Origin of the sequence: Psychrobacter pasteurii, assembly GCF_900162815.1 — a bacterium.
Classification (GTDB): Bacteria; Pseudomonadota; Gammaproteobacteria; order Pseudomonadales; family Moraxellaceae; genus Psychrobacter; species Psychrobacter pasteurii.
Map to the genome: position 1 here is coordinate 19968 of NZ_FUGD01000107.1, position 21789 is coordinate 41756.

General features: G+C 42.6%; 35 protein-coding genes. 15 read left to right on the forward strand and 20 right to left on the reverse strand.

What is annotated here, in order from left to right; translation table 11 throughout:
• The 17 genes from A1232T_RS09565 to A1232T_RS09640 all read right to left on the reverse strand — a co-directional run bounded on the left by A1232T_RS09565 (position 1) and on the right by A1232T_RS09640 (position 11834).
• On the reverse strand, positions 1-483 hold the full coding sequence (locus tag A1232T_RS09565; RefSeq protein WP_077449200.1) for a hypothetical protein: 483 nt from the start codon (positions 481-483) through the stop codon (positions 1-3).
• 9 nt (positions 484-492) lie between these two features.
• A complete protein-coding gene (locus A1232T_RS09570; protein WP_077449201.1) occupies positions 493-708 on the reverse strand; it encodes an Acb2/Tad1 domain-containing protein in 216 nt (71 codons plus the stop codon).
• A gap of 84 nt (positions 709-792) precedes the next feature.
• Entirely contained in the window at positions 793-987 is a 195-nt protein-coding gene (locus tag A1232T_RS09575) for a hypothetical protein (RefSeq protein WP_077449202.1), read from the reverse strand.
• Between the two features lie 2 nt (positions 988-989).
• Entirely contained in the window at positions 990-2273 is a 1284-nt protein-coding gene (locus A1232T_RS09580) for a P22 phage major capsid protein family protein (protein ID WP_077449203.1), read from the reverse strand.
• A 3-nt stretch (positions 2274-2276) separates the two neighbouring features.
• Positions 2277-3137 carry a hypothetical protein gene (locus tag A1232T_RS09585; protein ID WP_077449204.1) on the reverse strand — a complete coding sequence of 287 codons (861 nt, stop codon included), beginning with the start codon at positions 3135-3137 and terminating at the stop codon, positions 2277-2279.
• 135 nt (positions 3138-3272) lie between these two features.
• Positions 3273-5435, reverse strand: a complete 2163-nt coding sequence (locus A1232T_RS09590) for a portal protein (protein WP_077449205.1) — start codon at positions 5433-5435, stop codon at positions 3273-3275.
• Between the two features lie 6 nt (positions 5436-5441).
• A complete protein-coding gene (gene terL, locus A1232T_RS09595) occupies positions 5442-6863 on the reverse strand; it encodes a phage terminase large subunit (RefSeq protein ID WP_077449206.1) in 1422 nt (473 codons plus the stop codon).
• Positions 6853-7575, reverse strand: coding sequence for a terminase small subunit (locus A1232T_RS09600; RefSeq protein ID WP_077449207.1), 723 nt, complete (start codon positions 7573-7575; stop codon positions 6853-6855). The genes terL and A1232T_RS09600 overlap by 11 nt, the downstream gene beginning before the upstream one ends.
• A gap of 548 nt (positions 7576-8123) precedes the next feature.
• On the reverse strand, positions 8124-8513 hold the full coding sequence (locus A1232T_RS09610; protein WP_077449209.1) for an antiterminator Q family protein: 390 nt from the start codon (positions 8511-8513) through the stop codon (positions 8124-8126).
• A 37-nt stretch (positions 8514-8550) separates the two neighbouring features.
• On the reverse strand, positions 8551-8724 hold the full coding sequence (locus A1232T_RS14120) for a hypothetical protein (protein WP_167367055.1): 174 nt from the start codon (positions 8722-8724) through the stop codon (positions 8551-8553).
• Positions 8725-8726: 2 nt separating this feature from the next.
• A complete protein-coding gene (locus A1232T_RS09615) occupies positions 8727-9071 on the reverse strand; it encodes a DUF1064 domain-containing protein (protein ID WP_077449210.1) in 345 nt (114 codons plus the stop codon).
• A gap of 117 nt (positions 9072-9188) precedes the next feature.
• Positions 9189-9341, reverse strand: coding sequence for a hypothetical protein (locus tag A1232T_RS14125; RefSeq protein WP_167367056.1), 153 nt, complete (start codon positions 9339-9341; stop codon positions 9189-9191).
• A complete protein-coding gene (locus A1232T_RS09620; protein WP_244152446.1) occupies positions 9338-9958 on the reverse strand; it encodes a hypothetical protein in 621 nt (206 codons plus the stop codon). Before A1232T_RS09620 ends, A1232T_RS14125 begins: the two co-directional genes overlap by 4 nt.
• Complete coding sequence (locus A1232T_RS09625; protein WP_077449212.1) at positions 9903-10787, reverse strand: replication protein; 885 nt, start codon at positions 10785-10787, stop codon at positions 9903-9905. The genes A1232T_RS09620 and A1232T_RS09625 overlap by 56 nt, the downstream gene beginning before the upstream one ends.
• 65 nt (positions 10788-10852) lie before the next feature.
• On the reverse strand, positions 10853-11284 hold the full coding sequence (locus A1232T_RS09630; protein ID WP_143513979.1) for a hypothetical protein: 432 nt from the start codon (positions 11282-11284) through the stop codon (positions 10853-10855).
• 5 nt (positions 11285-11289) lie between these two features.
• Entirely contained in the window at positions 11290-11634 is a 345-nt protein-coding gene (locus tag A1232T_RS09635; protein ID WP_077449214.1) for a CII family transcriptional regulator, read from the reverse strand.
• A 2-nt stretch (positions 11635-11636) separates the two neighbouring features.
• Complete coding sequence (locus A1232T_RS09640) at positions 11637-11834, reverse strand: helix-turn-helix domain-containing protein (protein WP_041773321.1); 198 nt, start codon at positions 11832-11834, stop codon at positions 11637-11639.
• 104 nt (positions 11835-11938) lie between these two features.
• Here A1232T_RS09640 and A1232T_RS09645 point away from each other — a divergent pair, with 104 nt between their 5' ends.
• The 4 genes from A1232T_RS09645 (at position 11939) to A1232T_RS09665 (ending at position 14888) form a co-directional block, all read left to right on the forward strand.
• A complete protein-coding gene (locus A1232T_RS09645; protein WP_077449215.1) occupies positions 11939-12598 on the forward strand; it encodes a LexA family protein in 660 nt (219 codons plus the stop codon).
• 236 nt (positions 12599-12834) lie between these two features.
• Positions 12835-13236, forward strand: coding sequence for a hypothetical protein (locus A1232T_RS09655; protein ID WP_077449217.1), 402 nt, complete (start codon positions 12835-12837; stop codon positions 13234-13236).
• Between the two features lie 448 nt (positions 13237-13684).
• Positions 13685-14182: a hypothetical protein gene (locus A1232T_RS09660; protein ID WP_077449218.1), complete on the forward strand. Its 498-nt coding sequence runs from the start codon at positions 13685-13687 to the stop codon at positions 14180-14182.
• 1 nt (position 14183) lies between these two features.
• Positions 14184-14888: a DUF1828 domain-containing protein gene (locus tag A1232T_RS09665; RefSeq protein ID WP_167367057.1), complete on the forward strand. Its 705-nt coding sequence runs from the start codon at positions 14184-14186 to the stop codon at positions 14886-14888.
• Positions 14889-14999: 111 nt separating this feature from the next.
• Here the strand turns inward: A1232T_RS09665 and A1232T_RS14130 are convergent, their stop codons facing one another.
• A complete protein-coding gene (locus A1232T_RS14130; protein ID WP_167367058.1) occupies positions 15000-15176 on the reverse strand; it encodes a YdcA family protein in 177 nt (58 codons plus the stop codon).
• A 206-nt stretch (positions 15177-15382) separates the two neighbouring features.
• On the opposite strand from A1232T_RS14130, the gene A1232T_RS09670 reads away from it, so the two are divergent.
• The 11 genes from A1232T_RS09670 (at position 15383) to A1232T_RS09695 (ending at position 19964) form a co-directional block, all read left to right on the forward strand.
• Positions 15383-15823 (forward strand): hypothetical protein, encoded by a 441-nt coding sequence (locus tag A1232T_RS09670; protein ID WP_077449220.1) that lies wholly within the window; start codon positions 15383-15385, stop codon positions 15821-15823.
• Between the two features lie 386 nt (positions 15824-16209).
• On the forward strand, positions 16210-16395 hold the full coding sequence (locus A1232T_RS09675) for a hypothetical protein (protein WP_077449221.1): 186 nt from the start codon (positions 16210-16212) through the stop codon (positions 16393-16395).
• Positions 16392-16544, forward strand: a complete 153-nt coding sequence (locus A1232T_RS14135; RefSeq protein WP_167367059.1) for a hypothetical protein — start codon at positions 16392-16394, stop codon at positions 16542-16544. The genes A1232T_RS09675 and A1232T_RS14135 overlap by 4 nt, the downstream gene beginning before the upstream one ends.
• A gap of 131 nt (positions 16545-16675) precedes the next feature.
• Positions 16676-17011: a hypothetical protein gene (locus A1232T_RS09680; RefSeq protein WP_077449222.1), complete on the forward strand. Its 336-nt coding sequence runs from the start codon at positions 16676-16678 to the stop codon at positions 17009-17011.
• A 10-nt stretch (positions 17012-17021) separates the two neighbouring features.
• Positions 17022-17183 carry a hypothetical protein gene (locus A1232T_RS14140; protein ID WP_167367060.1) on the forward strand — a complete coding sequence of 54 codons (162 nt, stop codon included), beginning with the start codon at positions 17022-17024 and terminating at the stop codon, positions 17181-17183.
• Positions 17180-17341, forward strand: a complete 162-nt coding sequence (locus A1232T_RS14145; protein WP_167367061.1) for a hypothetical protein — start codon at positions 17180-17182, stop codon at positions 17339-17341. The genes A1232T_RS14140 and A1232T_RS14145 overlap by 4 nt, the downstream gene beginning before the upstream one ends.
• A complete protein-coding gene (locus A1232T_RS09685) occupies positions 17334-18350 on the forward strand; it encodes a YqaJ viral recombinase family nuclease (RefSeq protein ID WP_077449223.1) in 1017 nt (338 codons plus the stop codon). The genes A1232T_RS14145 and A1232T_RS09685 overlap by 8 nt, the downstream gene beginning before the upstream one ends.
• A gap of 22 nt (positions 18351-18372) precedes the next feature.
• Positions 18373-19341 (forward strand): hypothetical protein, encoded by a 969-nt coding sequence (locus A1232T_RS09690; RefSeq protein WP_077449224.1) that lies wholly within the window; start codon positions 18373-18375, stop codon positions 19339-19341.
• Positions 19342-19343: 2 nt separating this feature from the next.
• Complete coding sequence (locus tag A1232T_RS14150; protein ID WP_167367062.1) at positions 19344-19514, forward strand: hypothetical protein; 171 nt, start codon at positions 19344-19346, stop codon at positions 19512-19514.
• Positions 19511-19678 (forward strand): hypothetical protein, encoded by a 168-nt coding sequence (locus A1232T_RS14155; protein ID WP_167367063.1) that lies wholly within the window; start codon positions 19511-19513, stop codon positions 19676-19678. Before A1232T_RS14150 ends, A1232T_RS14155 begins: the two co-directional genes overlap by 4 nt.
• Positions 19665-19964 carry a hypothetical protein gene (locus tag A1232T_RS09695; RefSeq protein ID WP_077449225.1) on the forward strand — a complete coding sequence of 100 codons (300 nt, stop codon included), beginning with the start codon at positions 19665-19667 and terminating at the stop codon, positions 19962-19964. Before A1232T_RS14155 ends, A1232T_RS09695 begins: the two co-directional genes overlap by 14 nt.
• Here the strand turns inward: A1232T_RS09695 and A1232T_RS09700 are convergent.
• Together A1232T_RS09700 and A1232T_RS09705 are read right to left on the reverse strand one after the other, a co-directional pair.
• Complete coding sequence (locus A1232T_RS09700; protein ID WP_077449226.1) at positions 19959-21212, reverse strand: tyrosine-type recombinase/integrase; 1254 nt, start codon at positions 21210-21212, stop codon at positions 19959-19961. The two genes, A1232T_RS09695 and A1232T_RS09700, sit on opposite strands and share 6 nt — an antisense overlap.
• Positions 21213-21506: 294 nt before the next feature.
• Positions 21507-21789 (reverse strand): transposase (locus A1232T_RS09705; protein ID WP_425272051.1); only part of this gene is annotated, 283 nt, incomplete at its 5' end.

A 21789-nucleotide genomic window follows, 5' to 3' on the forward strand; every position in this document is an offset into this window, starting at 1 on the left:
TTACTCGCTCTCTTTAGCTGCTTTGATTAACGCATCTTTACCATCGCGCTTGTTGTATTCGACCTTGCGCTGGTCAAGTAGTTTTTGTAGTTCGGCATTGGTCATTTCTTCGTAGTCGACCTTGCCATTGCCGTTGATGTCTTTGGCTGATTCGTAAACTTCGACCTTATGTTTTAGCTCAGTCACAGTTTCTTCAAGTCCTGCAACCTCGGTCAATGCTTGCGATAACTGTTCTTCAAGCTCTTTGATGCGCTTACTATCGCCTAATTGACCTTTCATAACTTTGTTTTCAGCTTGCAGCTTTTCGGCTTCTACTTGATCGATAACGTCTTGCGGCTTGTTTGTCCAACCGTCTGCTTTAGCCTGCTCTACGGCGTCTTTATCACTTGAATCAATCGACTTGACGCGCATTTCTGTGCCCCATACGTTTTCAATCGTACCGCCGATAGCTGATAGCGCGGCATAAATCATAATCTTTGACATTGTATTCTCCTAGCTAAATGTAGAAGGTTTAGCAACTGAGCGCACCAGCCACATTAGACCTGTTTGAATGTTCGTTTTACCAGTAGCCAGTGACCGCTTATCGGTATCATCTAAAGCCATAAGCTCGTCAATCAATTCACCAAGCTCATTGCCTTTAGCTTTGACTTTGTTCATAAGTTCGATTTGCTCTGGTGTTAATGGGTTATGCCCTGTAACTTTTGACATTGCTGTACTCCTGGTTGGTTAAATTCATCGCAATATGCACCGGCCGAAGCCAGTACATATAACCATAAATCTAATAATTAACTACTAAGCAGGGATATCAAGAAACGCAAGCGGATTGGCCTTGCGATATGTTACGACTGCATGGCGCTTGGCTTGGTATTCAGTATCGCCTACGCCTTCCGCCTTAACATCTGTTCCTGATACGGTAAACTCGCAATGATACAAGCCTGTCACACCATCACGAGTGATTTTTGCTGCTGTAAAAGTAGGGTTTGCCATTATTAAGCTCCTTGATTAAATAGCTGAATGCCTGCCATTTCTGGGTTAAGCAATGCTGTACCGAACACAATATCCCAACGATACTTAGTTGATAGGTCGTTAATATCGCCTTGACGGGTATAGTAAACCGTTAAGCCGTTATCAAGAGTCGCCTTAGTAGTAGCCCAACCATCTTGGCCATCAAGCGCCAATGTTGACGGGATAAACTCAAGCGCGCCTTTAACAAACGCACTGTTTGCATAGCTCGCTTTCTTGTTCAGCATGGTAATTGCTGCGCCCGCTGCTGGCGTCGCTGATACGTTTTTGTACGCTTCTTCTGCGCCGGTAGGGTTAGGACCATCATCACAAACGATAGCTGGTACAATTTCGATCTGAGTTGCACTATCAACACCAATAACGCGGAACGTTTTAAGCTCTTGCGTTTGCTGCTTGTTTTTCATATTAACGGCGTAAACACCGGCAATCGTGAACGCATCACCAACAGCGAATGCACCGCCTGTAGCTGCAACGGTCAATTTCATTGAACGGTTGTCAACGTTATGCTCGTCACCTGTCGCTGGGTTTTTCTTGGTTGCTGTCGGAATATGACGCTGATTAGCACCTGATACCGTCGCACCTGTTACGGTTGCCGCTGGTAGATAAATACCTGACGCGTCTTTATGTACGTCAAAACCTGCAATCTCGTTGATATAGGCTTTTTCATACGCTGTCTGCGTCTTACCTGATAGCGTCTGACGACTTGCTAAATCACCTGCCATTTTTACCATGTCGCGGCTTGAGTAAATCGCCATGCGGTCGTTTTCTGGTACGCCTAAGTCATCAAACTTAGCCATTAGCGAGGCAACATCGTCAAAACCTGTTGCAGCGCCTGCGCGAGTGTCAACAATAGAACCGTAGTAAGCCACTTGACGGCGCAAAGCATCATTCACATCACTAGCGAGCTTTTGCTTAGCGGCATTACCTTTTCGGCGTAGCACGCTTGGGTCACGCAATTCGCGACTATTGATAGTCCCTGGTACTGAGCGCACACGGTCAACAGTCACTGGTACTGCAAGCTCGGTATGACCTAAGAAGTTACCCGTTTGGTCTAAACCTTCTTGGCTATCGACTTGTAGCGGCATTGGACGCCATACGGTATCGTTAGCGCGAGCTGATACAGCGGCATCACCGATGTTAAAACGCTCTGCCATTTGTGTATAAACTAACGTTTCTTCAAAATCAGCAATGACTTCATCGAACATTACTAATTCTTGCTTCAATAACTGGTTTTTAGTTGATCCAGCCATAATCTACCCCTTTCTCATTTGTTTTTTGTATGCAGCCACTTTTGAGCGGTCGCCTGTTCTGTCTGCCTCTGCTTCTAACTTAGCTAGTCGAGTATCAGCCCCTCCTGCTGCGCCCTCTAGCTCATGCGTTTTCGGTTTTGGCTTATTCTGGTTACGTGATTTGGTCTTGGACGACATTTGCATCTCCATTAAGACAATTTGTTTAGCAAACTGAATGTCATCAAGTTTTGATAATCTATCCAGTTGTGCCGGTGAGTTTTTGCCAAGCGCGTAAACCACTTTGGCAGGATTATCGACTAGCATTTGCAGTAAGCCTTGCTTTTGCTCAGACAGCACATCAACGACGGATAACTCTACCTCGTCATAATCAGGTGCTTTGGCCTTAATTGCGTCAACATCGGCTTTATAGCGCTCACGATACTGTTGGTACTTTTGCCGCTCGGCTTGTACCTGCGCATCAATTTGCTGCTTTTCTTGCAACCACTGGGCGTAGTCTTGCTTAAACGCCTCGTCATCATAATCATGGTCGTCAAGCGTCGGTTCTTCACGCAACACTTGTTGCGGCATTTGCTGTGCTTCACGCTGCTTTAATTGACGTTTCAGCTCGCGGTTTTCCTCTCGAACTTTCTTCACCCACTCGGGTGCTTCTTGTCCTTTGAAAGGGTCGCTGCTCTCACCATCATCATCAAAGCTAAAATCAAGCGCATCATCGTCGCTATCATCTTGGCTTTCGGCTTCTTCACCGTCGGCATCTTGCTCATCGTCTTGACTGTCTTCAATGTCTTGCTCGTCGTCTAACAGCTCGTCATCGACTTGCTCGATATCTTCTTGATAGTCTTGGTTGTCGTCGTCAAATTCACTCACGTTTCTATCTCCTCAGATTAGGCATCTGGTGGCCGTTGGTTAATTTTTGGCAACAAAAAAGCCGCTAGTTAGGCGGCCTATTGTCATTAGCACTAGATGACAGCTTGTCATCAGCGCATAGTAATGAATTTAATCTCACATCATGCCTTCCATTGGTGGCAGGTCATCAGGAGCGCCCTCCATCATCTGTTCCATCTGCCCCATATCAGGCATTAACTGTTCAGGCGGCGGCGTAACTTCTTGTTTGATTTGCTGCTCATTCGCTAGCTGTGATTGCTGCATGGCTTGCAGTATGACCATCATTTCTTGCATGGTCTGCTGTGTTTGCTGCTGCTCTTTCTGCATTTCAAACAAAGTCTTAGCCGTATCAGCGCGAGTCTCATCAACCTCTGCAAGTACCTTTTGCGTGTCAGCTTTCGCCTTCTCCGCTCCCGCGAGTGCTTTAGCTGCCTCAGCCTCAAAGTATTGCGTTTGTGCATCAGGCGGCTGATTAGCGGCTGCTTGCTGCGCTGCTTGCATTTCTTTGGCTTCTTGCTCATCAGGTTCAGTAATCCCCATGTTGATGTTGTTCTTGCGAGCAAACTTAGCCAAGTCGTGCATACCCTCGCCATCTTGATTAGCCAAGATAGTATTAAGTAGCGCTGACTGCATCTGTGGGTCTTGCACCATTGGCACAAGATTAAGCAGACGTTTAATTGTCTTATCGCGCTGTGTGCTAAACGCTTCGCCAATATCAACGGTTACTTTATATTTACCGCCCTGCATATCGTTTTCGTATGCAAGTGCGCCGTCTTTGATAGTGGGCTTGTTGATAATAATCTTACTATCAGTATCATCATGACCAACGCCTGCCATTTCACGGCTTTCTTCATCGTAAACATCCTGTGCCATTGATAGCCAGATTCGGCCAACGTGTGCAATGGTTTTAGCAAAGTTATCAAGATAGATATATGCCTGCGCATCGACCTTGTCTTGTACCATTTCAACGGCTTCGGTTGATACATTACTAACTAACTGCTCACCGTTTGCCTGATTGCCTGTCAGCTCACCAATTAACGCTCCGCTAGACTCAATCAGTGCGCCCATTGCTTGCGGAATGACTGGCGCTTTAGTGTAGGCAGTTGGACCAACACCGACAACTTGACCGCTTGCGTCTTTCGTCGGGTTAACTGTTAGGTATGGTACTCGTGCGACTTCTTTATTTGCCCACTGCTGCTCATGCCCTTTAATCTGTGCTGGCGTAAAGATTGGCAGCTCATCTTGTGGACGGCTTGCTAGATCAATCAGTCCTGACATTTTGAGGTTAAATGCTATCTGAGCGTCGCGAGATAGACCTACATGCCCTTGTGTTACCTCTCGACCACTGACATACATGCGCTTGCCGTAAAAAGGCGCTACAGGCAAATACTTACCCGCAATGACGCCTAGTTTCTCGACAATCCCGTTACCGCTTAATACATAGCCCTCAACCTGTTTGCGCTTGACCTTTTTAACAAAGTCAATCTCAAAGCCTTGCGCCATGTAGTCATCTAATTGCTGATCGTAATCTTCATCGTCAGCGTATAGCTTGACTGGTTCGCCACCCTCGGGATGTGAAAGTTTAGTAACTTCGACTTTCTTTTCGGTTAGCTCATAATGCTCGGCAACTCGTACGTTATCACCATCACGCCAATCAAACCGATAGCCTTGCAAGTCATCAAAACTAGCAGGCTCTTTTTTGTACTTAGATTCAAACTGGCTTTTACTCATTGATGTAACGATAGTCACATGCTTAGCATCTGCCTTGTCGTACCGACGGGCGTTAGCATCCCAATAAACCATCGTATCGGCTTCAAAGATAGGCTTAATACGAATACGTTGATACTCGTCATCATCACCATCTTCATCTTCATATTTAGCCTCGAGTAATATCGCACCAATGCCGCCTGATACTCCCTCCATAAACGCAGTAGAGTATGCTTCATCAGCATTACTATCACGTTCGTCAGCTCTAAATAGCTGCTGCAACTTATCAGCTGTCTCACTGTCGGCAATGTTGTTCTGCGGTCTAAACTCAACCGTAAAACGGTTTTTAGCCCATTCGTTATAGATGCGAATAACGCTAAGTTGAATCTTATTAAATTCAAACTTTGGGCGACCAGCAAACTGTCTGCCAATATCGCCATCCCACTGTGCGCCCGCTACAAAACAAAAACGCCGGTCATCATAAGACTGGCGTTGATTGTCGTGAGATTGCTCATAGTCTGCATCGATACGCTCAAGCAAGCGCTCATGCAGTTTTTCGTTTTGCTTGCTCATAGTTTATTACCAATAATTAGTGACTATAGGAATCGGTGCTGGAGGTGCGTCGTCTTGATTTTCAAAGTCAAATAAATGATTGAAAGCATCAGCACTGCCATCAACCTGATCGTCATTAGCGCCCAGTGGGAATAGCTTAAGCTCATCAATGTAAGCTTTATTCCAATCGCCTTTAATTAGCCTAACGTTACCCGCGTTAACTTGTGCTGCAAATGGTTCGGCCCTTGTAATTTTGTCACCGCTAACTGGCAGAATTGCCACGTTGTAACCGGCTAACAATCTTGTATAAGACTTGGCCTGGTCCTTACCAGCCTGTCCAGGGTCTTGCGGTAGTCTAATGGCGGTTAATTTGCCGTCTAATTGGGCAGTTAGCTTAATCGTTGAGCGGACTGTACTGCTGTCCCATTGACCACGCTCAACATCCTCAACATAGTAATAACCGTCACCACCGTCCCAGATTTTTACACCCGCTGTCGGGTCGCCATCATTTGCAGTCGCTCCCAAATCCCAACCACGACATGACTTCTTAGCAGTGGCCGGTAATGCGTCAACAATCTCAAGCTTATCAACCTTGAACTCACCACCCTCGCCTGGCGTTGGTGTCTGTTGATACTGACCTGCAAACATGTAAGGATTCGCCTCTTGCATTGCTTTAAGCTTGGTTATGTCATGCTTATCTGGCCATAGCGCTGTGCCATCTGCTTGGATAGCGGGTAATAGCAAGTGCTCCCACTCGTCATCGTCACCGCCTGATAGCAAATAACCCGTCAAATCATCTTCATGCAATCTCTGCATGATTAAAATCATTGGCGTGCGTTTAGGGTCGTTAAGACGTGATTTAAGAGTCTCACTAAACCACTCTTGGATATTTTGCCTGCGTTTCTTGCTACGCGCCTCAGATGCCTTGTGCGGATCATCAATTAAGATAGCCCCACCAAACTCTTCACGCATCTTACCAGCGCCGTAACCAGTCATCGTACCGCCTACACCGGCTGAATAAGCCACACCACCATTAGTAGTACCCCAGTGCCCCTTAGCATCTTTATCTGTCGCAATTTGAGTATCTGGGAACAACTCTTGATAGGCTTCAGTCTTAATTAAATCCCTTGCTTGAGCATTGTAGTTATGAGCCAAGTCCGCGCTGTATGACGTATAAATAAATTCGCTGTCAGGTGTCTTGCCCATGCACCAAGCGATAAAGTTTACGATAACCAATTCAGTCTTTGAGTAACGCGGCGGCATGTTAATAATTAAGCGTGTGATCTCGCCACGGTAAACCGCCTCTAACTTGCGACAAATCTCTTCGTGGTGCCAATTGTGCATCCACTTAAAGTGCTTGCGCTGGTAAAACATGTAGCGACTGAACCAGTAAAAATCAGTCTGAGCTTTAGCCTGTTTAGCAAGTAAGTCTTGAGCATTAGTATTCATCATCCAATTCTTTCATCCGCTCAATAACTTGATCGGGCGTTAAGTTTGCAGTAACGATAGGTCCACCATCAGCGCCAGTATGCTCGACCTTATCTTTAAACATCCCAAGGTGCCTAGCGACATTATCCAGCGCCTTCATTCTGTCCACTGTTGTAACCTCAAGTCCGAATTTGGTTTGCTTAACGCCTTGATAAATCAAACTAGCTTCAGGTGACAGCTTGGTAGTATCTGCGATATAAACCTGTTCAACTCCGTTGCCGTTGCACTCTGGGCAATCAGGGTGCGGTGGACGGTTCGCGTCAAAGTTTAGTCCGCCAATGTTAGTCGGATCAGCAGCCATGTTAATTTCAGATTCATGACAAGCTTTCTCGTACTCTTTCGGAGTCCATTGATATTCATGCTCATTCCCCCAGCAGTAACGGCAGTTAACCCGTCGCAATTGGGTCAGCTCGTTATAATCAGCGGTTGCAATCTGCCACCACTTGTAAAGCACGTTGTCAGCGTCAATACGCAGGCGCTCTTTTCGCTCTGCGATTGACGAAGCTATCGCTTGCTTGATCCGCTCATCTTTTAGCAACCCATAAGCTTTTTGTCTTGCAGTGTCAGATTTATACCCTGCCCTGATAGCTGCTTGGGCTGCATTGAAATCTTTGATGTACTCAAGCACAAACAACTGCATTAATTTAGAGTTTAGTTTTTTAGACTTTGACATGCTCAGCCCTCCGCTAAACTCCGATTAATAAGATTAAAATAATACCTAGCTTCGCTACTTCCGCGCTCTGCCCTTAACCGCAATATCTCTTTGTATGCATTCTTGGCTGCGTAATTTTCAGCCTGGTGATGCTTATCATGTATCTCTTTAGACGATATCAAGTAAAGAGCCATGATAAATCCCAGGTATAAAAAAGCCCACGCTGTTTAGACGTGGGTAAGGACAAACATTCAGGCACAAAAAAAGCGACAAGGTGGTTAACCTGTCGCCTATTCATAACTTCGTGCCAATATAGCACATTTGTACTACTTCCTCGGGTGAAAATCAAGAATTATTTTTATTCTTAGTTAAATAATACATGGCCCACGTTATCTGATCACACTTCCAACGCCCTTTTTTATCAATCAGATACAGCCTCTCCATGCATGTTTGGTTTGCCCGCTCTTCATCGCTTTTGGTGTGCTGCTCTGTCACTTCTTTTAACATTCGTTCTAATTCATCGAGCGTGTAATGCTTTGAAAGCTTACAAGGGTCATAGCCAAAAGTTCTCATAGCAGCCTTTCAATAGCCTCATGTGCTTCACCAACCAAAACTTTGGCTGTCTTATGACACATGCGTTTGTGGTTATTGCGATACTCCGGTAAATCTCGGCTTAGCTTACTCGCCAATCTTGTGTAGCTGTAGCCGTACAAGTATCTAAGCTTGAGCATCTTAAAATAAAACGGATTAAGGGCTTTTAATTGACTCATAGCCCTACCAACTGCCATCATGTCATCGTCTTGACTGACACTGACGCCACCTCCACCACATGAGCCAAATATAACACTGTGAAACGACTTATAGCCAAGATATGAGCCGTTAGAGTTACCTTGACCAGCCCATCGACCCCAAGCTGTTAAAATCTCCTCAATTGAGCAGTCATTAATTAAATCAATCATAAAACCCCGAAACAATATAAAAGTAAACTAAAGTAAATTACCGGACCGCCTTGTTTGCCTGCTCAACTGCCAGCTTCCTGATCAACTCATTTCTTTCAGCTGTCGGCACCCCAATTGAATTCATTTGCACTGTGTACTCATTGCCGTTCACATCCACTACTGCCACGATTTGACCGCGTATGTCGCTTAAGATTCTGATTGGATAGTCCATCGTTAAATCTCCCTAACCTCAATCCCGTGTATTGCCAGCATCATGTGCCGCTTCATCTTGTAGACCGTGCTTTCTTTCGTGGCTACTGACTTCACGTCCTCAACCACCCGCTCGCCAGTTTCCATGTCTGTATAAGCAAAGTCTGCAAAATAACGCAAATCCGGCTTGGCTCGCTTATCGCTGCTAAACTTCACCCCTCTTATCAGGCTAAACCTTGGCTGAACTTCTAGGTCTTTAATCTTCCCTGCTCTTTCAAGCAGCTTTAATTCTTGGTATCGCCTGGCTTCTTTCTGGCTGTCAAACTTGATGCCGTTTAGCACCTTTGGTTTATTTCTGTACTTCTTCACCAAATCCCCCCTTATTTGCGTTCTAACGTGCGTTTAAATTCCTTTGGCTACCCTTACTCATATTTTGAGTTTCTAATTAAATTTGAGCTACTCACGCTCTTTTAATTGCCTATTTGATTAGTTGTCCTGCCTAACTTCCCTAATAACCTGCTCATAAGCCTGGCGCGTTAACTCTTCGCTTGATAAGTCTGAGTAAGTGACTTTCACCTTGTTAACCCCTAGCCATTCGGATTTCTTGACTTCCTTGCCTGTACCGATGTGTTTTTTCATGCTGACTCTCTCCGCTTCCCTAACATTCTTGCTTTTAGTTTTTCCCAGTCTTGAGCTACCGGGCTATCGTCATCGAGCTTGGTTTTCTTTGGCGCCTCAATGCGTCTAGCTTCTGGTATGGTAAATTCAGCACCACTCTGGTGTTCTGCGATAACTCCTGAATAAACTTGCTCAAAATACTTGATGAATCCGTTTGTAGCTTGAGCTAACACTCCCCATCCAATGCGATTTGCAGTTTCTAGTACAGTTGGGTGCCTCCAGTCTCTTTCGACGTCTCCGCGCATTCCTGCGCATCTACAGGCTGTCTCAAATGCGGTTTGTGTGTCTAGGTACTCACCTTGTTTGCCAGCTCTCGCTAACTCTAAAAAATCAGCTGGGGCTGTTGGTGGCCATGAAAGACTTAACGACTTACGCTTAGCTTGGTTGAACTCGTCTTGTGTCATGCCTAGGTCGGTTAATGCGATATACCAGACGGTCAGTGTGTCAACACCCCAGTCCTCATCTTTGATTTTTGATCTAAATAACTTTTTCCACCCTGCAAACAAACTGGCTATCTGCTGCTTAGAAAGGCACGTTTGCGAATTCGTCTGGGTACTGCTGTGCAAGGTCTCTGGCAAGGTTTTCTGCGTAGATGTCTGCGCTTGATTTCTTTGTCTGTTCGTTAGCTGGGTTGTTAGCTGGTTGATTGATTGCATGATTAAGTCCTGTATTCTGATTTCCTGTGTTTTGCTTAGCTGCGGTCTGCTTGTTATTTCGATTCCAGTTGCGACAAGTTGCTTGCCAGCTTTTCATCGATGATCTACCAACCTTCCAGCCGTTCGATTCGTAGTAATCAAAAAACCTTTCAGCAATTGCTTGTGAATCACTACGACCTAGTTCAGAAAAATAACTTTTAATCTGATTAACACTAGGCTTAACAAACTGATTTGTTTTTTTGGATTTGTCAGGCTCGGCTGGCTTTTCTTTTTTATTATTTTTTTCTTTATACTTTTCTTTAATTACTTTTCTTTCTTTTTCTTTATTACTTCCCAAATTTTGGGAGCTATCTTGGTCAAATTTTGGGAATCTAATGGTCAAATTTTGGGATGCTAAATTTTGGGATGCTAAATTTTGACCTAGTTTTTTGGGGTCGAAATTGGCGATATTTTCATAATTTAGACTGTAAATTGTTGTCTTTCTTTGCTGTCTTTTGGCAGTTAAAAAGCCAAAATCAACCAGCTCATTTACTACTTTTGAAACCGTGTTTTTGCTCAAATTACAGGTTTCTTGTAAAAAGCTATTCGATAGAGATTTATCGGTATTTCCATAACCGTCTATCATTCTCACCATGCGTAGAAGAACACCAAATGCAGCGGGCGATAAGAATGGCTGTGCGTCAAAAATCTTGTTATCAATCTGCGTATAGCCTGTTTCTCTCATTGGTGATTGCCTATAAACCGTATTCATGATTAAATATCCTTGTTAGTTACTTTTTGATGGTTAATTAACACGCCTCTGATAATTCGCAGTTATCAGAGGTTTTTTAATTTGTAGGTCGTGACAGCTGTACCCGCCTTTTTTGACCAGTCTCTTTTTGACTCAATCACATATCCAATCTGTCTAAGATAAGTAATAGTCCTGGATAGTTTGTTTCTTTCAGACAGCTTTAACCCTTCGTTCGAGATAATCCCAGCCTCATGTTTAAATCGATTAAGCACATCTTCTTTGCTGTACTTGCGGCAACTTGGCGGGCGTTCATCGATCACTATCTGATACGAGTATCTGATAGTTGAACCTTTTATCTGTTTAAACCCCCTCTGCTCTAATCGTCTGCGCACGTATTCTTTGTTTCGAATATGCTCAAAACTTGTGAGCGATATCTGCACGCCTTCCACCAATTCTGTGCCAAGCTCTTTTTTTATAATCTGATCAACCTTGGCTTGTAGCGGATGAGTGATTTTCATAGCCATTACTTCTTATCTCCACCGCTAAAAATAATGTCGATAAAATCAGGGCTGTTTACGCTCGTGCGTAGCATAGTGGCCATTGCCTGGGCCATGTCTCGGTCACAGTAAACGGCATCCCTATCTGTCAGCTTTATACCGAGCACGGCAGCAATCGAAGCAAAGAGCTCAAGGTCACCCTTCCCGTCTGTCGTGTCTTTCAAACGACTCATCTTGCTTTCAGTAATACCAACAATTTCAGCAACTGTTTTTTGACCAACATCTGCAAGTCGCTGCAATAAAATGCGATGGTTCTCTCGTGCGGTTTCACGCAATTCATCTGATAATGCATATATCGGGGTATGGCACATAGTTAAGCCTCCTCTATGGTTAAAGTTGATAAATCAGCTTTGAGCTTGTTGTTAGTCCGAATCTGGATAATTGCTTGTTGTTCAGGCGGGATGCCATTGGCGTTCCAAAGACTGATTGACCCTTTAGATTTGCCAACTCGTTTGCCCACCTCCTCCAAGGTTTTGACTTTATAAAACCTTTTTAGGTCATCTACTGTCATGTTCATTTCCTTAAACTATTAGTTTAATATATTAAACCATAAGTTTAAGCGCTTATCAACTGACAGTGGTAAATTATGTTTAATAAGTTAAACAAGGTTTAGTTATGAAGCTAGATACATTTAGAGACAGGTTGATATACGCCAAAGATGAGAAGGGATTGAAGCAAGTTGATCTTGTTAAAGCGACGGGAGTTAGTAAGGGCACAGTCTCAAACTGGATAAGCGGCAAAACTACCCCAGACGATACTGTAGCCCTGGGGGATTTGGCAAAAGCGCTTGGAGTGTCAGTAGATTGGTTAGTTACAGGACGGGAGTCTAAAAACCATTCTTTTAGCAATGTAAGGCCGGTAGATAAGCATGAAATCAGAATGGCTCCTGTGCTTAACTATGTCCAAGCCGGTGAGTTTTGTGAGTATTTTGACGACGCGATTGCTGATAGGTTTGAGCCTGTAAGCACAAAACACCCCAAAAATTCTTATTGGGTTGAGCTCAACGGGCTTAGCATGATTCCGGACTTTTATCCCGAGGAATTAGTTCTTATTAATCCCGATATGCAACCCTCACCTGGTGATTATGTCGTTGCTAAAAAGGCAGGTGAAAATGCTGTAACGTTTAAAAAATGGCGGCCACGTGGGTTTGATGATGAGGGCGTTGAGTATTGTGAGCTGGTACCTCTAAACCCTGACTTCCCTATCATTGATAGTAGGCATACTCCGTTCACAGTTTGTGGCGTGGCTGTTGAACATAAGAAGAAATTAAAATGATTAGACTATTTGCATTATCTATCGCATTAATATCTTTGGCTGGGTGCAGTGGCGACCCCAATAGCGAGCCTAAATTTTCTAATGATTCAGGCTTGCCTAGTAACTGTCGGTCATATATTCAACGTAGCGTAGATTCTTGGCGTGCTGGCGAATATGAGTCAGAAGAGATCATAAACGCACTGGAAAGGAACTGCGGTATGAATGGTCATTTATGGGATAATTAATAAGGATATATTATGAAGAAGATGCTATTCATTACTATTTTAAGTGCACTAAGTACATCTGCGTTCGCTGCTCCTACCTTTGATCATAGGGGCATTCAAAAAGGTGCAATTTCTGAAAATTGTTATCACGACCCCTGCAGCATTGCAAAGGTCATGAAGTTTGAATTAATTGAAAATCAGCCTGGTTATCACCTCATTAAACTAAACGTTGTCGGTGGTAGACAGGCTTGGGACTCTAAGAAAATCGTTTGGAATCATCACTCCCATAATTTATTTATAACTTGTTCTTTATCCTCACCTACTGTTCAAAATGGGGACCAAATCACAACACTGCCTATTAATACAGATATGGCAATGCCTGGCGTTCTGTATGCAGGGCAATCGCACTACAAATTAATTTTAGCTACATTTTAATTAATTATTGACCTTTTACAGATGTTATCACCAACTTTCGGACGCAAATAACAAAAACACGAGATATATAAAAATATTTTAGTTATAGTTTCTAACTATTTAATCCTTTTAGTTTAGATAACCTAATTTAAAGCAGCTATTTTCTATAGTGCGATTGCCCTGATTCTGTATGGTGACGGCATACTTTATGCGCAAGCTTGTCATAATTTTGACGGTGATACTGTTGAGCTTGCCAAGAAGTACGGTTATAACGTCTCCGACTGGTAAAGATTTGATATTTAAAACTGGAGGCATTATGTCTGTATCTTGCCATTTTCCTGCAGGCAACAAACTTTTCACTAGCAGAATGATATATAGAGAACTCTTCCAACATAACCTTTGATGTTTTAGGTGTGGCGATCGAGCACAAGAAGAAGTTAATATAAACCATAGATATTAGGAAGTAAGCGTGTCTGAACAGAGAAGTTACAATCTACCTATTGATGCCTTAAAAACATTTCTTGAGAAACAGAAATATATATATGAAGATATTGATTTCACAAGATATAGCAGGAAAGGCAGTTACAAGCTTGCTTTAAAGTGGCGCAATGCACATACATTGATGGATAAAAATGTTGAAGAGGGATTGTTCGTAGAAATTGAATGCAGGGCTTATCCTGATTTTGTATACCATTCGTTTGCACTGCAATTAGTGTATAAAAAGCATGTAAATATTATTTTTCAAGTTGAAGTGTATCCTGATTTTAAGCTCAGCCATAGAGAAAAAGGTGGTGTTGAGATTTACGGCAGCCACACTCACAACCTCTATAACACAGAAAAGATAAACAATATGAACTATAATAGTGATACTTGGTATGACTGGCTAAAGTATTTTTGCAATGCGACAAACATAACAATTCAGGGTCGTCATTACGAGCCAATAATTAGTGATGGATTGGGGTTATAATATGAACCTTTTTAAAGAAATTGAAACTTTAGGCTTCAATACTAGGCAGTTTGAGGACACAATTTGTGTCACTACACCTCAAACTTTTGCTAGTGGAGACCCTGTGTCTTTTTACATTCTTCGTCAACATGAGCAGTTAATTCTTGACGATTACGGGGTTAATCTTCATTCACTTGAGCTCTCTCTTCCAAACCCTGGTCAGTCTAAAAAAATAATCAGCAACATATTAAGTAAGTTTGATAATAAAATTGAATTTAATGGATACAATTTTTTTAGACGAGCTGAAGTATTTGAAAAAACTGATGCTTTAGCAGAATTCTTAAGTTTATTTAGCTATTTAACAAATTATAAACCTAAGACCACTGTTGAAATTAATCGCGACTTGATTCTTGAGGATATATTTTCATATCTTAAAAAAAATCATGATGAAGTTACGTATGATTATCATATCAATGGAATTTCAGGCAGTGAGTACGTGTTTGATTTCTTAGCTGATGATGTTTTACTGGACTTTACAAGTAGTCATCATAGTGCTACTGGATCCTTGCTCAGAAAGATTCATGATGTTCATAATCTTGTTCAGTCTGACTATAAGTTCGAAGTAGTTATAGACGATCGAAACAATAAAAAGTCTATTCAAGAAGCTAAAATCCTTTCTTCAGTTGCAAAAGTCGTTCCCTTAAGTAATATTCAAACGGCTGCATAAATAATAATTTATTTTTTTCTAAACCGCCCCAGTGGCGGTTTTTTATTATCAAAAAAATACCTATCAACTCAAATAAGCCGATAGGTATCAAATTACTCTTAAACCACTGTTTTACATCTTACACACTTGCTTAGACTTACTGATTTTGCCATTTTTACAGACAAACTTGCCGTCCTTACAGTGCGAGACTCCGCCCATGCTTTTAGAGCACGGTTGGTTACGAGCATTCGCTTCCATTACTGGCGCCATCATAAGCATAGAGATAAGCAGTGCTGACCAAACCTTCATAAACTACCACCTTAATAATGAAATAAAGTAGTCTTAAACGATAGCATTAAGCCCTTCTTTTATCCACAATTATTTGAAGGGTTTTATCCGCCTCCAGTGGCGGCTTCTTATTGCCTCCCCTCTCATGGCTTGTTATGGTCAGTTATTATTGGGTAATATAGTAGCAATAAAAAAGCAACAATAATCTAAGCTTATAAGGACTGGGTATGAAAAAATTGCTTGCAATGATGTTGGCTGGAGCTGCTAGCGTTTCGGCGGGGGCGGCTCATTGGGTTGATTTGGGGAAATCAGCTGAAGAGGATATTCAAACTTTTATTGATATCGAATCCGCAAGAAAATACTACGATGAGCCGTTTTTTTCTAGTGAAAGCTATTCGTCGGCATTTATTAGATATGATTATTTGAAAGGCCATAGACTTAAACCACTAGGAGGAAGTTATTCTTATAATTTTTACATCGTTGATTGTGACAAGATATCTCTCTTCTCTCCTAGTACAGTTATTTATGGATCTAAAAATGAAGTTTTAATGAACTCCAATGAGAAGCATTTTACAAGCAGAAGTTTGACTAAAGCCTATCCTGATACGGTTGGAGAGAGGATAGTTAGAAATATTTGTGCCTATAGCATGATAAATGATCTAATTTAGAGTTGATAAACTTTAATTCAATAAATAACTATTACTGATTTTTCTATACTCAAACCCTGCCACCAAGCCCTCATAAAGAGTGTCTTGTGCCCGCAATTCAAGAAGCAAAATCCTTTGTTTCTTAAAAAACACAAAATGATGTGAACGAAGCCGCCTTGAGGGCGGTTTTTTATTGCCTTTAATAAATAAGTTTAATTTATTGAACTTTTTTCTTGACACAAAGGTTTAATTTGTTAAACTAATAAACATCAACAAAGACAAGCAATCAGACGATGATGCTAGTGACTATATAAAAACATGATTAAAGGCTAACAAATTACAGCCGATTCAAGTAGTCGGCTGTTGTGTGTTAACCAACGGTCTATGACCACAACGAGGATAGAGATATGAACGGAAGAAAAGCAAGAGGTTTACGTAATGAGGCAGCTTACTACGCAGAGTCGTTTGATACTGATTATGTAGATACCAAGCACAACATCTTCACTAAAAGCGGAAGACAAAAGGTGACAACGAAGTTATTAGAAGGCTGCCACCGCGCTGTCTATCAGCATATTAAAAAGGAGTCTGCATGAGAAGTAAGTGGTTCGAGTTTAAGTTATGGAATGGTGAAGGTTGTATGTATGTAGAAGATGACAACGCAATCAGAGCTATCAGAAATGTCATTAAAGCGCGTAAACAGAAATACAGAGTGGTTGGCTTTACGGTCAATCTACCCTTTTAGGTGCAGCAATAGCTAGTAAGTCATAGCCGTTTTAATCGACGGCTATCGCGTACTAACTAAACAGTCACCCACAAAAAAGCCCCTCACGACTGGACATCAAAGGGGCTTCTCACTAAAGCGAGGAAATCATTATGACAGCAATTTTAGAAAAACTCAAGTTGGACCTTGGTTATGACTACGAAATTAACGAAGGTTATCGCAAAAAAACCGGCAACTTTCATTTTGAGCAAGGCTGGGACCTTATCAAAGTGGCCTTCGTCTCAGACGAACACGGCAATATCCAAAAGCTGGAAGTTATTGAAGCATTAAAAGACGGTGAAGAGCCAATGCAGTTCGAAATCACTGACGAGATTTTCAACATCATGCGTGACCAAATCGAGCCAATGCTATGGGGTGAAGAGCCTTATGAAGAGCGTGACACTATGGCCAGTCTTGGTTTCACAAATTCTGATTTTTTATACGGTTAAGGGGATGGTGATGGAAAAGTTATATCGAGTCAGTTACATCGACCAAGGGGCGTACATTACTGACTACGTCTATGGGGAAACAATCATGCAAGCACGTGGTCAAATCATTCATAGCTTAAAGCGCTGGGTAGATTTTCAAGAAGTCATTGAAGTTAACGAGGTGGGCGCATGATGAAGGCATTAGCTACAGCTCTATTAGCAGCCATTGTAGGTGGCTGTTCAACCCATGTCGCACTGCTTACTCTCGATAAGCAAGCGGACAATCAACAACAATTCATTGATAACTACGATTATGAAATGAGCCAAATGGAGGCAAAAGATTATGAGTAATTTAGCAATCTTAGAAAGCTTTAAAAAGTACGCATCAAACCTTGCGCTTAGCACCAAAAACATGAGCCGTGAAGAATGGTTAACGGCTCGTCAAACCGGTATTGGTGGCAGTGATATATCAGCAATTATGGGTGTTAACCCCTACGCTACCGCCTACGATGTTTATGTCAGCAAAACGCAGCCAGTTGAAGATACCGCCGGCGAACCTGCTTACTGGGGCACCACCTTAGAACCAGTAGTCGCTACTGAGTTTGCTAAGCGCAACGACCTTAAGATCCAAAACGTCAACTTCATGATGCGTCATCCGGTCCATAAATTTGCAGTTGCCAACATTGACCGCGCTGTTATCAATCCAGAGATTAGCGGCAACGTTAGATTTAAAGACGGCAAGCTTACTACCGATACTATCTTAGAGATTAAGACAGCATCTGAGTACGTCGCTAAAGACTGGGGGGATGAAGAATCTGATCAAGTACCTGATCAGTATATGTGTCAAGCACAGTGGTATATGGGCGTGACTGATACCCAAGTTTGCTACATGGCTGTTTTAATCGGTGGTAATAAGTACCGTCAGTATCGCATCGAGCGCAATCAAGAGTTAATCGATGTGTTGTTTGAAGTGGCCGAAGACTTTTGGGTTAACAATGTATTAGCAGGTGTGCCACCGGAGCCAACCACGCTTCAAAACGCTAAGAATAAGTATCCCACTCACAACCCTGATACTGTGGTTGATGTGAATATTGATAGCGAAGAAGTCAAAGTGTTTAACGAATACGTTGAGCTCAAAGAAGCTGAAAAGCTACTTAAAAAACAGATTGAAGCCGCTCAAACCAAGCTTATTTGCACGATTGGTGACAATGAAGCGCTGGCGATTGATGGTGATATTGCAGTGACATATAAGGCTCAGGTCAGCAATCGATTTGATAGCAATAGCTTTAAAAAAGATATGCCCGAGCTTGCTGCCAAGTACGTCAAACAGTCAGCCAGCCGTGTGATGCGAATCAAATAATCATTAAATAAGGAACAAAACAATGAATAACTTACCTCAACAAACTCAATCATCTGGTTTTATCAATCCTCAAAACTATCAAGAAGCCTGGCAGTTTAGCGAAATGTTAGCAGCATCTGAAATGGTGCCCAAAAACTTCAAAGGTAAACCGGCTGATATTTTAATCGCTATGCAAATGGGTAGCGAGATCGGATTAAAACCCCTGCAATCATTGCAAAACATCGCTGTAGTTAATGGCCGTCCTACTATCTGGGGTGATGCTGTAGTGGCCATTTGCCAAAGCTCAGGAATGCTTGAAGATATCACTGAAGAAGTCACCGATGAATATGCAACGGTCACTGTTAAGCGTATTGGTCAAGAGCCACACAGCGTAACCTTTAGTATGCAAGACGCTAAAAAAGCAGGGTTGGCTGGGAAACAAGGTCCTTGGACTCAGTATCCCAAGCGCATGATGAAAAACCGTGCACGTGCTTACGCTCTACGTGACAAGTTCGCTGACGTGCTAAGTGGCTTTGGCATCACTGAAGAAGAAAAAGACCGTGCGATTGACGTTACTCCAGCCAAGCCGGTTAAGACCAAAAACGCCGGTGCCTCTGCCCTGCTTGAGCGTGTCAAAGCAAAGGCGGCAACAGTTGAAGCGCCGGCTATTGAGTATTTTGATACCACTCAATTAATCAACTTTATTGGCCAAGCTGAAAACTTAGAGCAGATTAATGGTATCGGCAAAGAAATTAAAGAACTTACTGAGAACAGTAGCATCACTTTGAAAGATGATGATTTAGCAGAACTACGCCAAGCTTGGAAAGATAAAAAGCTGGAGCTTGAGTACGCCAATCTTATGAATAACATCAAATCATGCCAGTCATTAGATGATGTTGAGCGTATGCGCGGTGTAATTGAAGACAAGTCTGGTGACTTTGCACAGCCTGATTTACAGCTACTTAGCGACACGCTAGACATGATCGCTGAAGAAATTGGTGCTGAGGGTTAATCATGGACCTGTTAATGAACCGCCGATTCGCTAATGCATCTGAATTTGAATTGATAGCGTTGGCAACAGATGAGGGTTATGACTCACTAGCTTACGCTTTAGCCTGTCGGCTGGAGCGTAACTTAAACCCTGAAGAGTCTGGTCAGTTGGATATGTTTGAGGCGATGGCGTGACATATAAACACAAATCAAAGCCTGGCGTCACTTGCACAGTTATCGATGCAAGTGATGGCTATGTGATTTATCAATATATGCATGATGGCTTGGTAGTGACAAACAAAGCATGGGTTGATGATTTTTTAGAAGAATGGGAGTTAAGTACAAATGGCAGTTATTGAAACCGATATTAATATCGACAAATTAAAGGCATCTGGTAAACGTGGGCTTGAGCTTGTAAAGTACGCACATAAGATACTGCGGTACGATGGCGAAAAGCTAGTACATACCGCTATTTATGCGGGCACACCTCACGTTAATCATATTTTGGCAGCAAGTATGCTTGGCTACAGCCCTGCTACCCTACGCAACTGGTGCAGTCAATCAAATGGGTCCTTATCGCCTAAGTATATTAATGGCACACCGTATTGGCGTATGCGGGATATACGTGAATTGTTAGATTTATGAGTTATCAAAGAGGTCGGTATTTATTCCGGCCTCTTTTAGTATGAAGTCCTCAATTTTAGTATGCCACATTCTAAGCAAGTCAATGGGCCGGTCTACATAGTGCTTTTCATCAATAGCACTTGGTCTATGGCCCATAATCTGATTGGCCACACCGTGAGGCATTTCCACCCATTCCGACAATGTTCTAAATGATTTGCGCATGGCTTTTGGTGGTAGATTAGGTAAGCCGTTTTCAACCAATAGCGTTCTATATTTCTTAGTTATCTCAACATGGCCGGTATGTGTATTAAGACTACCAAATACATACTCATTAACTTTTGGTAGCGCCTTGATTGTCTGCTTAACAAAGGGCGTAAGCGGTATCACGCGTTCCCACTGGTCCACCTTATCTATAATAGTAATAGTGTCCCATTCAAAATCGACACTACCCCACTCAAGCGATAGCATCTCTCCTGGTCTTGAGCCATTAATCAGCATAGAGATTAATGCAGCTCTTTGTACTTCATCAATCTGATCTACAACCTCAAACCAAGTTTTTAACTGCTGTTTTTGTAGGGCGCCTTTGTGTGGCCTTACCCCCTGCACTGCTTTATTAACTTTCCTGCTATTGTAGGTTTTAGCAGGTATCAATCCTGAATACTTTTCAGTATCTTCTGCCCAATTGGCACAAGCCTTGAACATGCGAAAGCTTTTAGCTGTAGTTGTAGGCCTTGTCTCGCTTTCTTTTCTAATCCAAGATTCAACAAAGTCCGGAGTTAGTTCTGCTAGAGGTACTTCCCAGATATTACCTATTGGCTGAGCTTTATAAGTTTTATCATCTAAGTAGGGTCTAGCAGATTCTAAATGATCCCTAAGATAACCCTCTGACCATTCAGATTTGTGAGTATTTATATAGTGAGTGAATAAGTCACCAAAAGTAAGCGATTTTCTAACTTGCTCCCTTGCAAACTTCTTGTTTTTCTCAAGCTGCTCGGTTTTCTGACGTCTTGGATCAATCCCTCCCGCCATTTGCTTACTCATCAGACTTGCTGCGTCAATTGCGTCCTGCAGACTCATTAACGGGTACTTGCCTAAAGTTACACGCTTAGGCTGGCCTATCCCGCCAATACGCCCTTGATAGAAAAATGATTTTGAGCCGCCAGGAGACACTCGCAAGCCGAAGCCTGCAAACTTGTCATCATAGACAAAATACTGTTTGTCCTGGGGTTGCAGCTTCTCAATTTTGTTTGTAGTAAGTTTGGTTTTCATGGCACTAACTCGGGTACTAATTTAGTACCCATATAGTACCCTCTTTTGCGGTAAAGTGCGATAAACTGAGTGATACTTTTTTAAGCCATTAACCGCTAAGCCCCGTAATACGGTTACATATCTAGCGTTTAAGTGATACTGGGTGATAGTCAGTTATGCCCATTGGTCAGGACTCATAATCCTTTGGTCGCTGGTTCGAGTCCAGCTGGGCCCACCAACTTCAAACCCTTACAACTCAACGGTTGTAAGGGTTTTTTAATTCCTAAAATAAAGTGGCTGCTGCTAATACCAATTCTAAAAAATAACACTCAAGTCGCACCACTCCCGCTGAGTGATAGACCTAATTAAGTTAGTCTCATTACACAATGCATTCCAAGCGTCACATGCCGCATCGACAATCGCATCATAACTCTCAAAACAGCGATTAGACAACCAATGCTGTTTAAGGTACTGCCATACCTGTTCAGCAGGGTTAAGTTCAGGTGAGTAGGGAGGCAATTTAAGCATGGTCACATTGTCTTGATCCAAACTTGGTTGGTGCCATAGCGCCCCATCCATGACCACCACGGCATGCCGA

What these genes read in the sequence shown, in the direction of transcription:
- A1232T_RS09565 (WP_077449200.1), bottom strand. Translation starts at nt 483, where the DNA reads ATGTCAAAGATTATGATTTATGCCGCGCTATCAGCTATCGGCGGTACG.
- A1232T_RS09570 (WP_077449201.1), bottom strand. Translation starts at nt 708, where the DNA reads ATGTCAAAAGTTACAGGGCATAACCCATTAACACCAGAGCAAATCGAA.
- A1232T_RS09575 (WP_077449202.1), bottom strand. Translation starts at nt 987, where the DNA reads ATGGCAAACCCTACTTTTACAGCAGCAAAAATCACTCGTGATGGTGTG.
- A1232T_RS09580 (WP_077449203.1), bottom strand. Translation starts at nt 2,273, where the DNA reads ATGGCTGGATCAACTAAAAACCAGTTATTGAAGCAAGAATTAGTAATG.
- A1232T_RS09590 (WP_077449205.1), bottom strand. Translation starts at nt 5,435, where the DNA reads ATGAGCAAGCAAAACGAAAAACTGCATGAGCGCTTGCTTGAGCGTATC.
- terL (WP_077449206.1), bottom strand. Translation starts at nt 6,863, where the DNA reads ATGAATACTAATGCTCAAGACTTACTTGCTAAACAGGCTAAAGCTCAG.
- A1232T_RS09600 (WP_077449207.1), bottom strand. Translation starts at nt 7,575, where the DNA reads ATGTCAAAGTCTAAAAAACTAAACTCTAAATTAATGCAGTTGTTTGTG.
- A1232T_RS09610 (WP_077449209.1), bottom strand. Translation starts at nt 8,513, where the DNA reads ATGATTGATTTAATTAATGACTGCTCAATTGAGGAGATTTTAACAGCT.
- A1232T_RS14120 (WP_167367055.1), bottom strand. Translation starts at nt 8,724, where the DNA reads ATGGACTATCCAATCAGAATCTTAAGCGACATACGCGGTCAAATCGTG.
- A1232T_RS14125 (WP_167367056.1), bottom strand. Translation starts at nt 9,341, where the DNA reads ATGAAAAAACACATCGGTACAGGCAAGGAAGTCAAGAAATCCGAATGG.
- A1232T_RS09625 (WP_077449212.1), bottom strand. Translation starts at nt 10,787, where the DNA reads ATGAATACGGTTTATAGGCAATCACCAATGAGAGAAACAGGCTATACG.
- A1232T_RS09630 (WP_143513979.1), bottom strand. Translation starts at nt 11,284, where the DNA reads ATGAAAATCACTCATCCGCTACAAGCCAAGGTTGATCAGATTATAAAA.
- A1232T_RS09635 (WP_077449214.1), bottom strand. Translation starts at nt 11,634, where the DNA reads ATGTGCCATACCCCGATATATGCATTATCAGATGAATTGCGTGAAACC.
- A1232T_RS09640 (WP_041773321.1), bottom strand. Translation starts at nt 11,834, where the DNA reads ATGACAGTAGATGACCTAAAAAGGTTTTATAAAGTCAAAACCTTGGAG.
- A1232T_RS09645 (WP_077449215.1), top strand. Translation starts at nt 11,939, where the DNA reads ATGAAGCTAGATACATTTAGAGACAGGTTGATATACGCCAAAGATGAG.
- A1232T_RS09655 (WP_077449217.1), top strand. Translation starts at nt 12,835, where the DNA reads ATGAAGAAGATGCTATTCATTACTATTTTAAGTGCACTAAGTACATCT.
- A1232T_RS09665 (WP_167367057.1), top strand. Translation starts at nt 14,184, where the DNA reads ATGAACCTTTTTAAAGAAATTGAAACTTTAGGCTTCAATACTAGGCAG.
- A1232T_RS14130 (WP_167367058.1), bottom strand. Translation starts at nt 15,176, where the DNA reads ATGAAGGTTTGGTCAGCACTGCTTATCTCTATGCTTATGATGGCGCCA.
- A1232T_RS09670 (WP_077449220.1), top strand. Translation starts at nt 15,383, where the DNA reads ATGAAAAAATTGCTTGCAATGATGTTGGCTGGAGCTGCTAGCGTTTCG.
- A1232T_RS09675 (WP_077449221.1), top strand. Translation starts at nt 16,210, where the DNA reads ATGAACGGAAGAAAAGCAAGAGGTTTACGTAATGAGGCAGCTTACTAC.
- A1232T_RS14135 (WP_167367059.1), top strand. Translation starts at nt 16,392, where the DNA reads ATGAGAAGTAAGTGGTTCGAGTTTAAGTTATGGAATGGTGAAGGTTGT.
- A1232T_RS09680 (WP_077449222.1), top strand. Translation starts at nt 16,676, where the DNA reads ATGACAGCAATTTTAGAAAAACTCAAGTTGGACCTTGGTTATGACTAC.
- A1232T_RS14140 (WP_167367060.1), top strand. Translation starts at nt 17,022, where the DNA reads ATGGAAAAGTTATATCGAGTCAGTTACATCGACCAAGGGGCGTACATT.
- A1232T_RS14145 (WP_167367061.1), top strand. Translation starts at nt 17,180, where the DNA reads ATGATGAAGGCATTAGCTACAGCTCTATTAGCAGCCATTGTAGGTGGC.
- A1232T_RS09685 (WP_077449223.1), top strand. Translation starts at nt 17,334, where the DNA reads ATGAGTAATTTAGCAATCTTAGAAAGCTTTAAAAAGTACGCATCAAAC.
- A1232T_RS09690 (WP_077449224.1), top strand. Translation starts at nt 18,373, where the DNA reads ATGAATAACTTACCTCAACAAACTCAATCATCTGGTTTTATCAATCCT.
- A1232T_RS14150 (WP_167367062.1), top strand. Translation starts at nt 19,344, where the DNA reads ATGGACCTGTTAATGAACCGCCGATTCGCTAATGCATCTGAATTTGAA.
- A1232T_RS09695 (WP_077449225.1), top strand. Translation starts at nt 19,665, where the DNA reads ATGGCAGTTATTGAAACCGATATTAATATCGACAAATTAAAGGCATCT.
- A1232T_RS09700 (WP_077449226.1), bottom strand. Translation starts at nt 21,212, where the DNA reads ATGAAAACCAAACTTACTACAAACAAAATTGAGAAGCTGCAACCCCAG.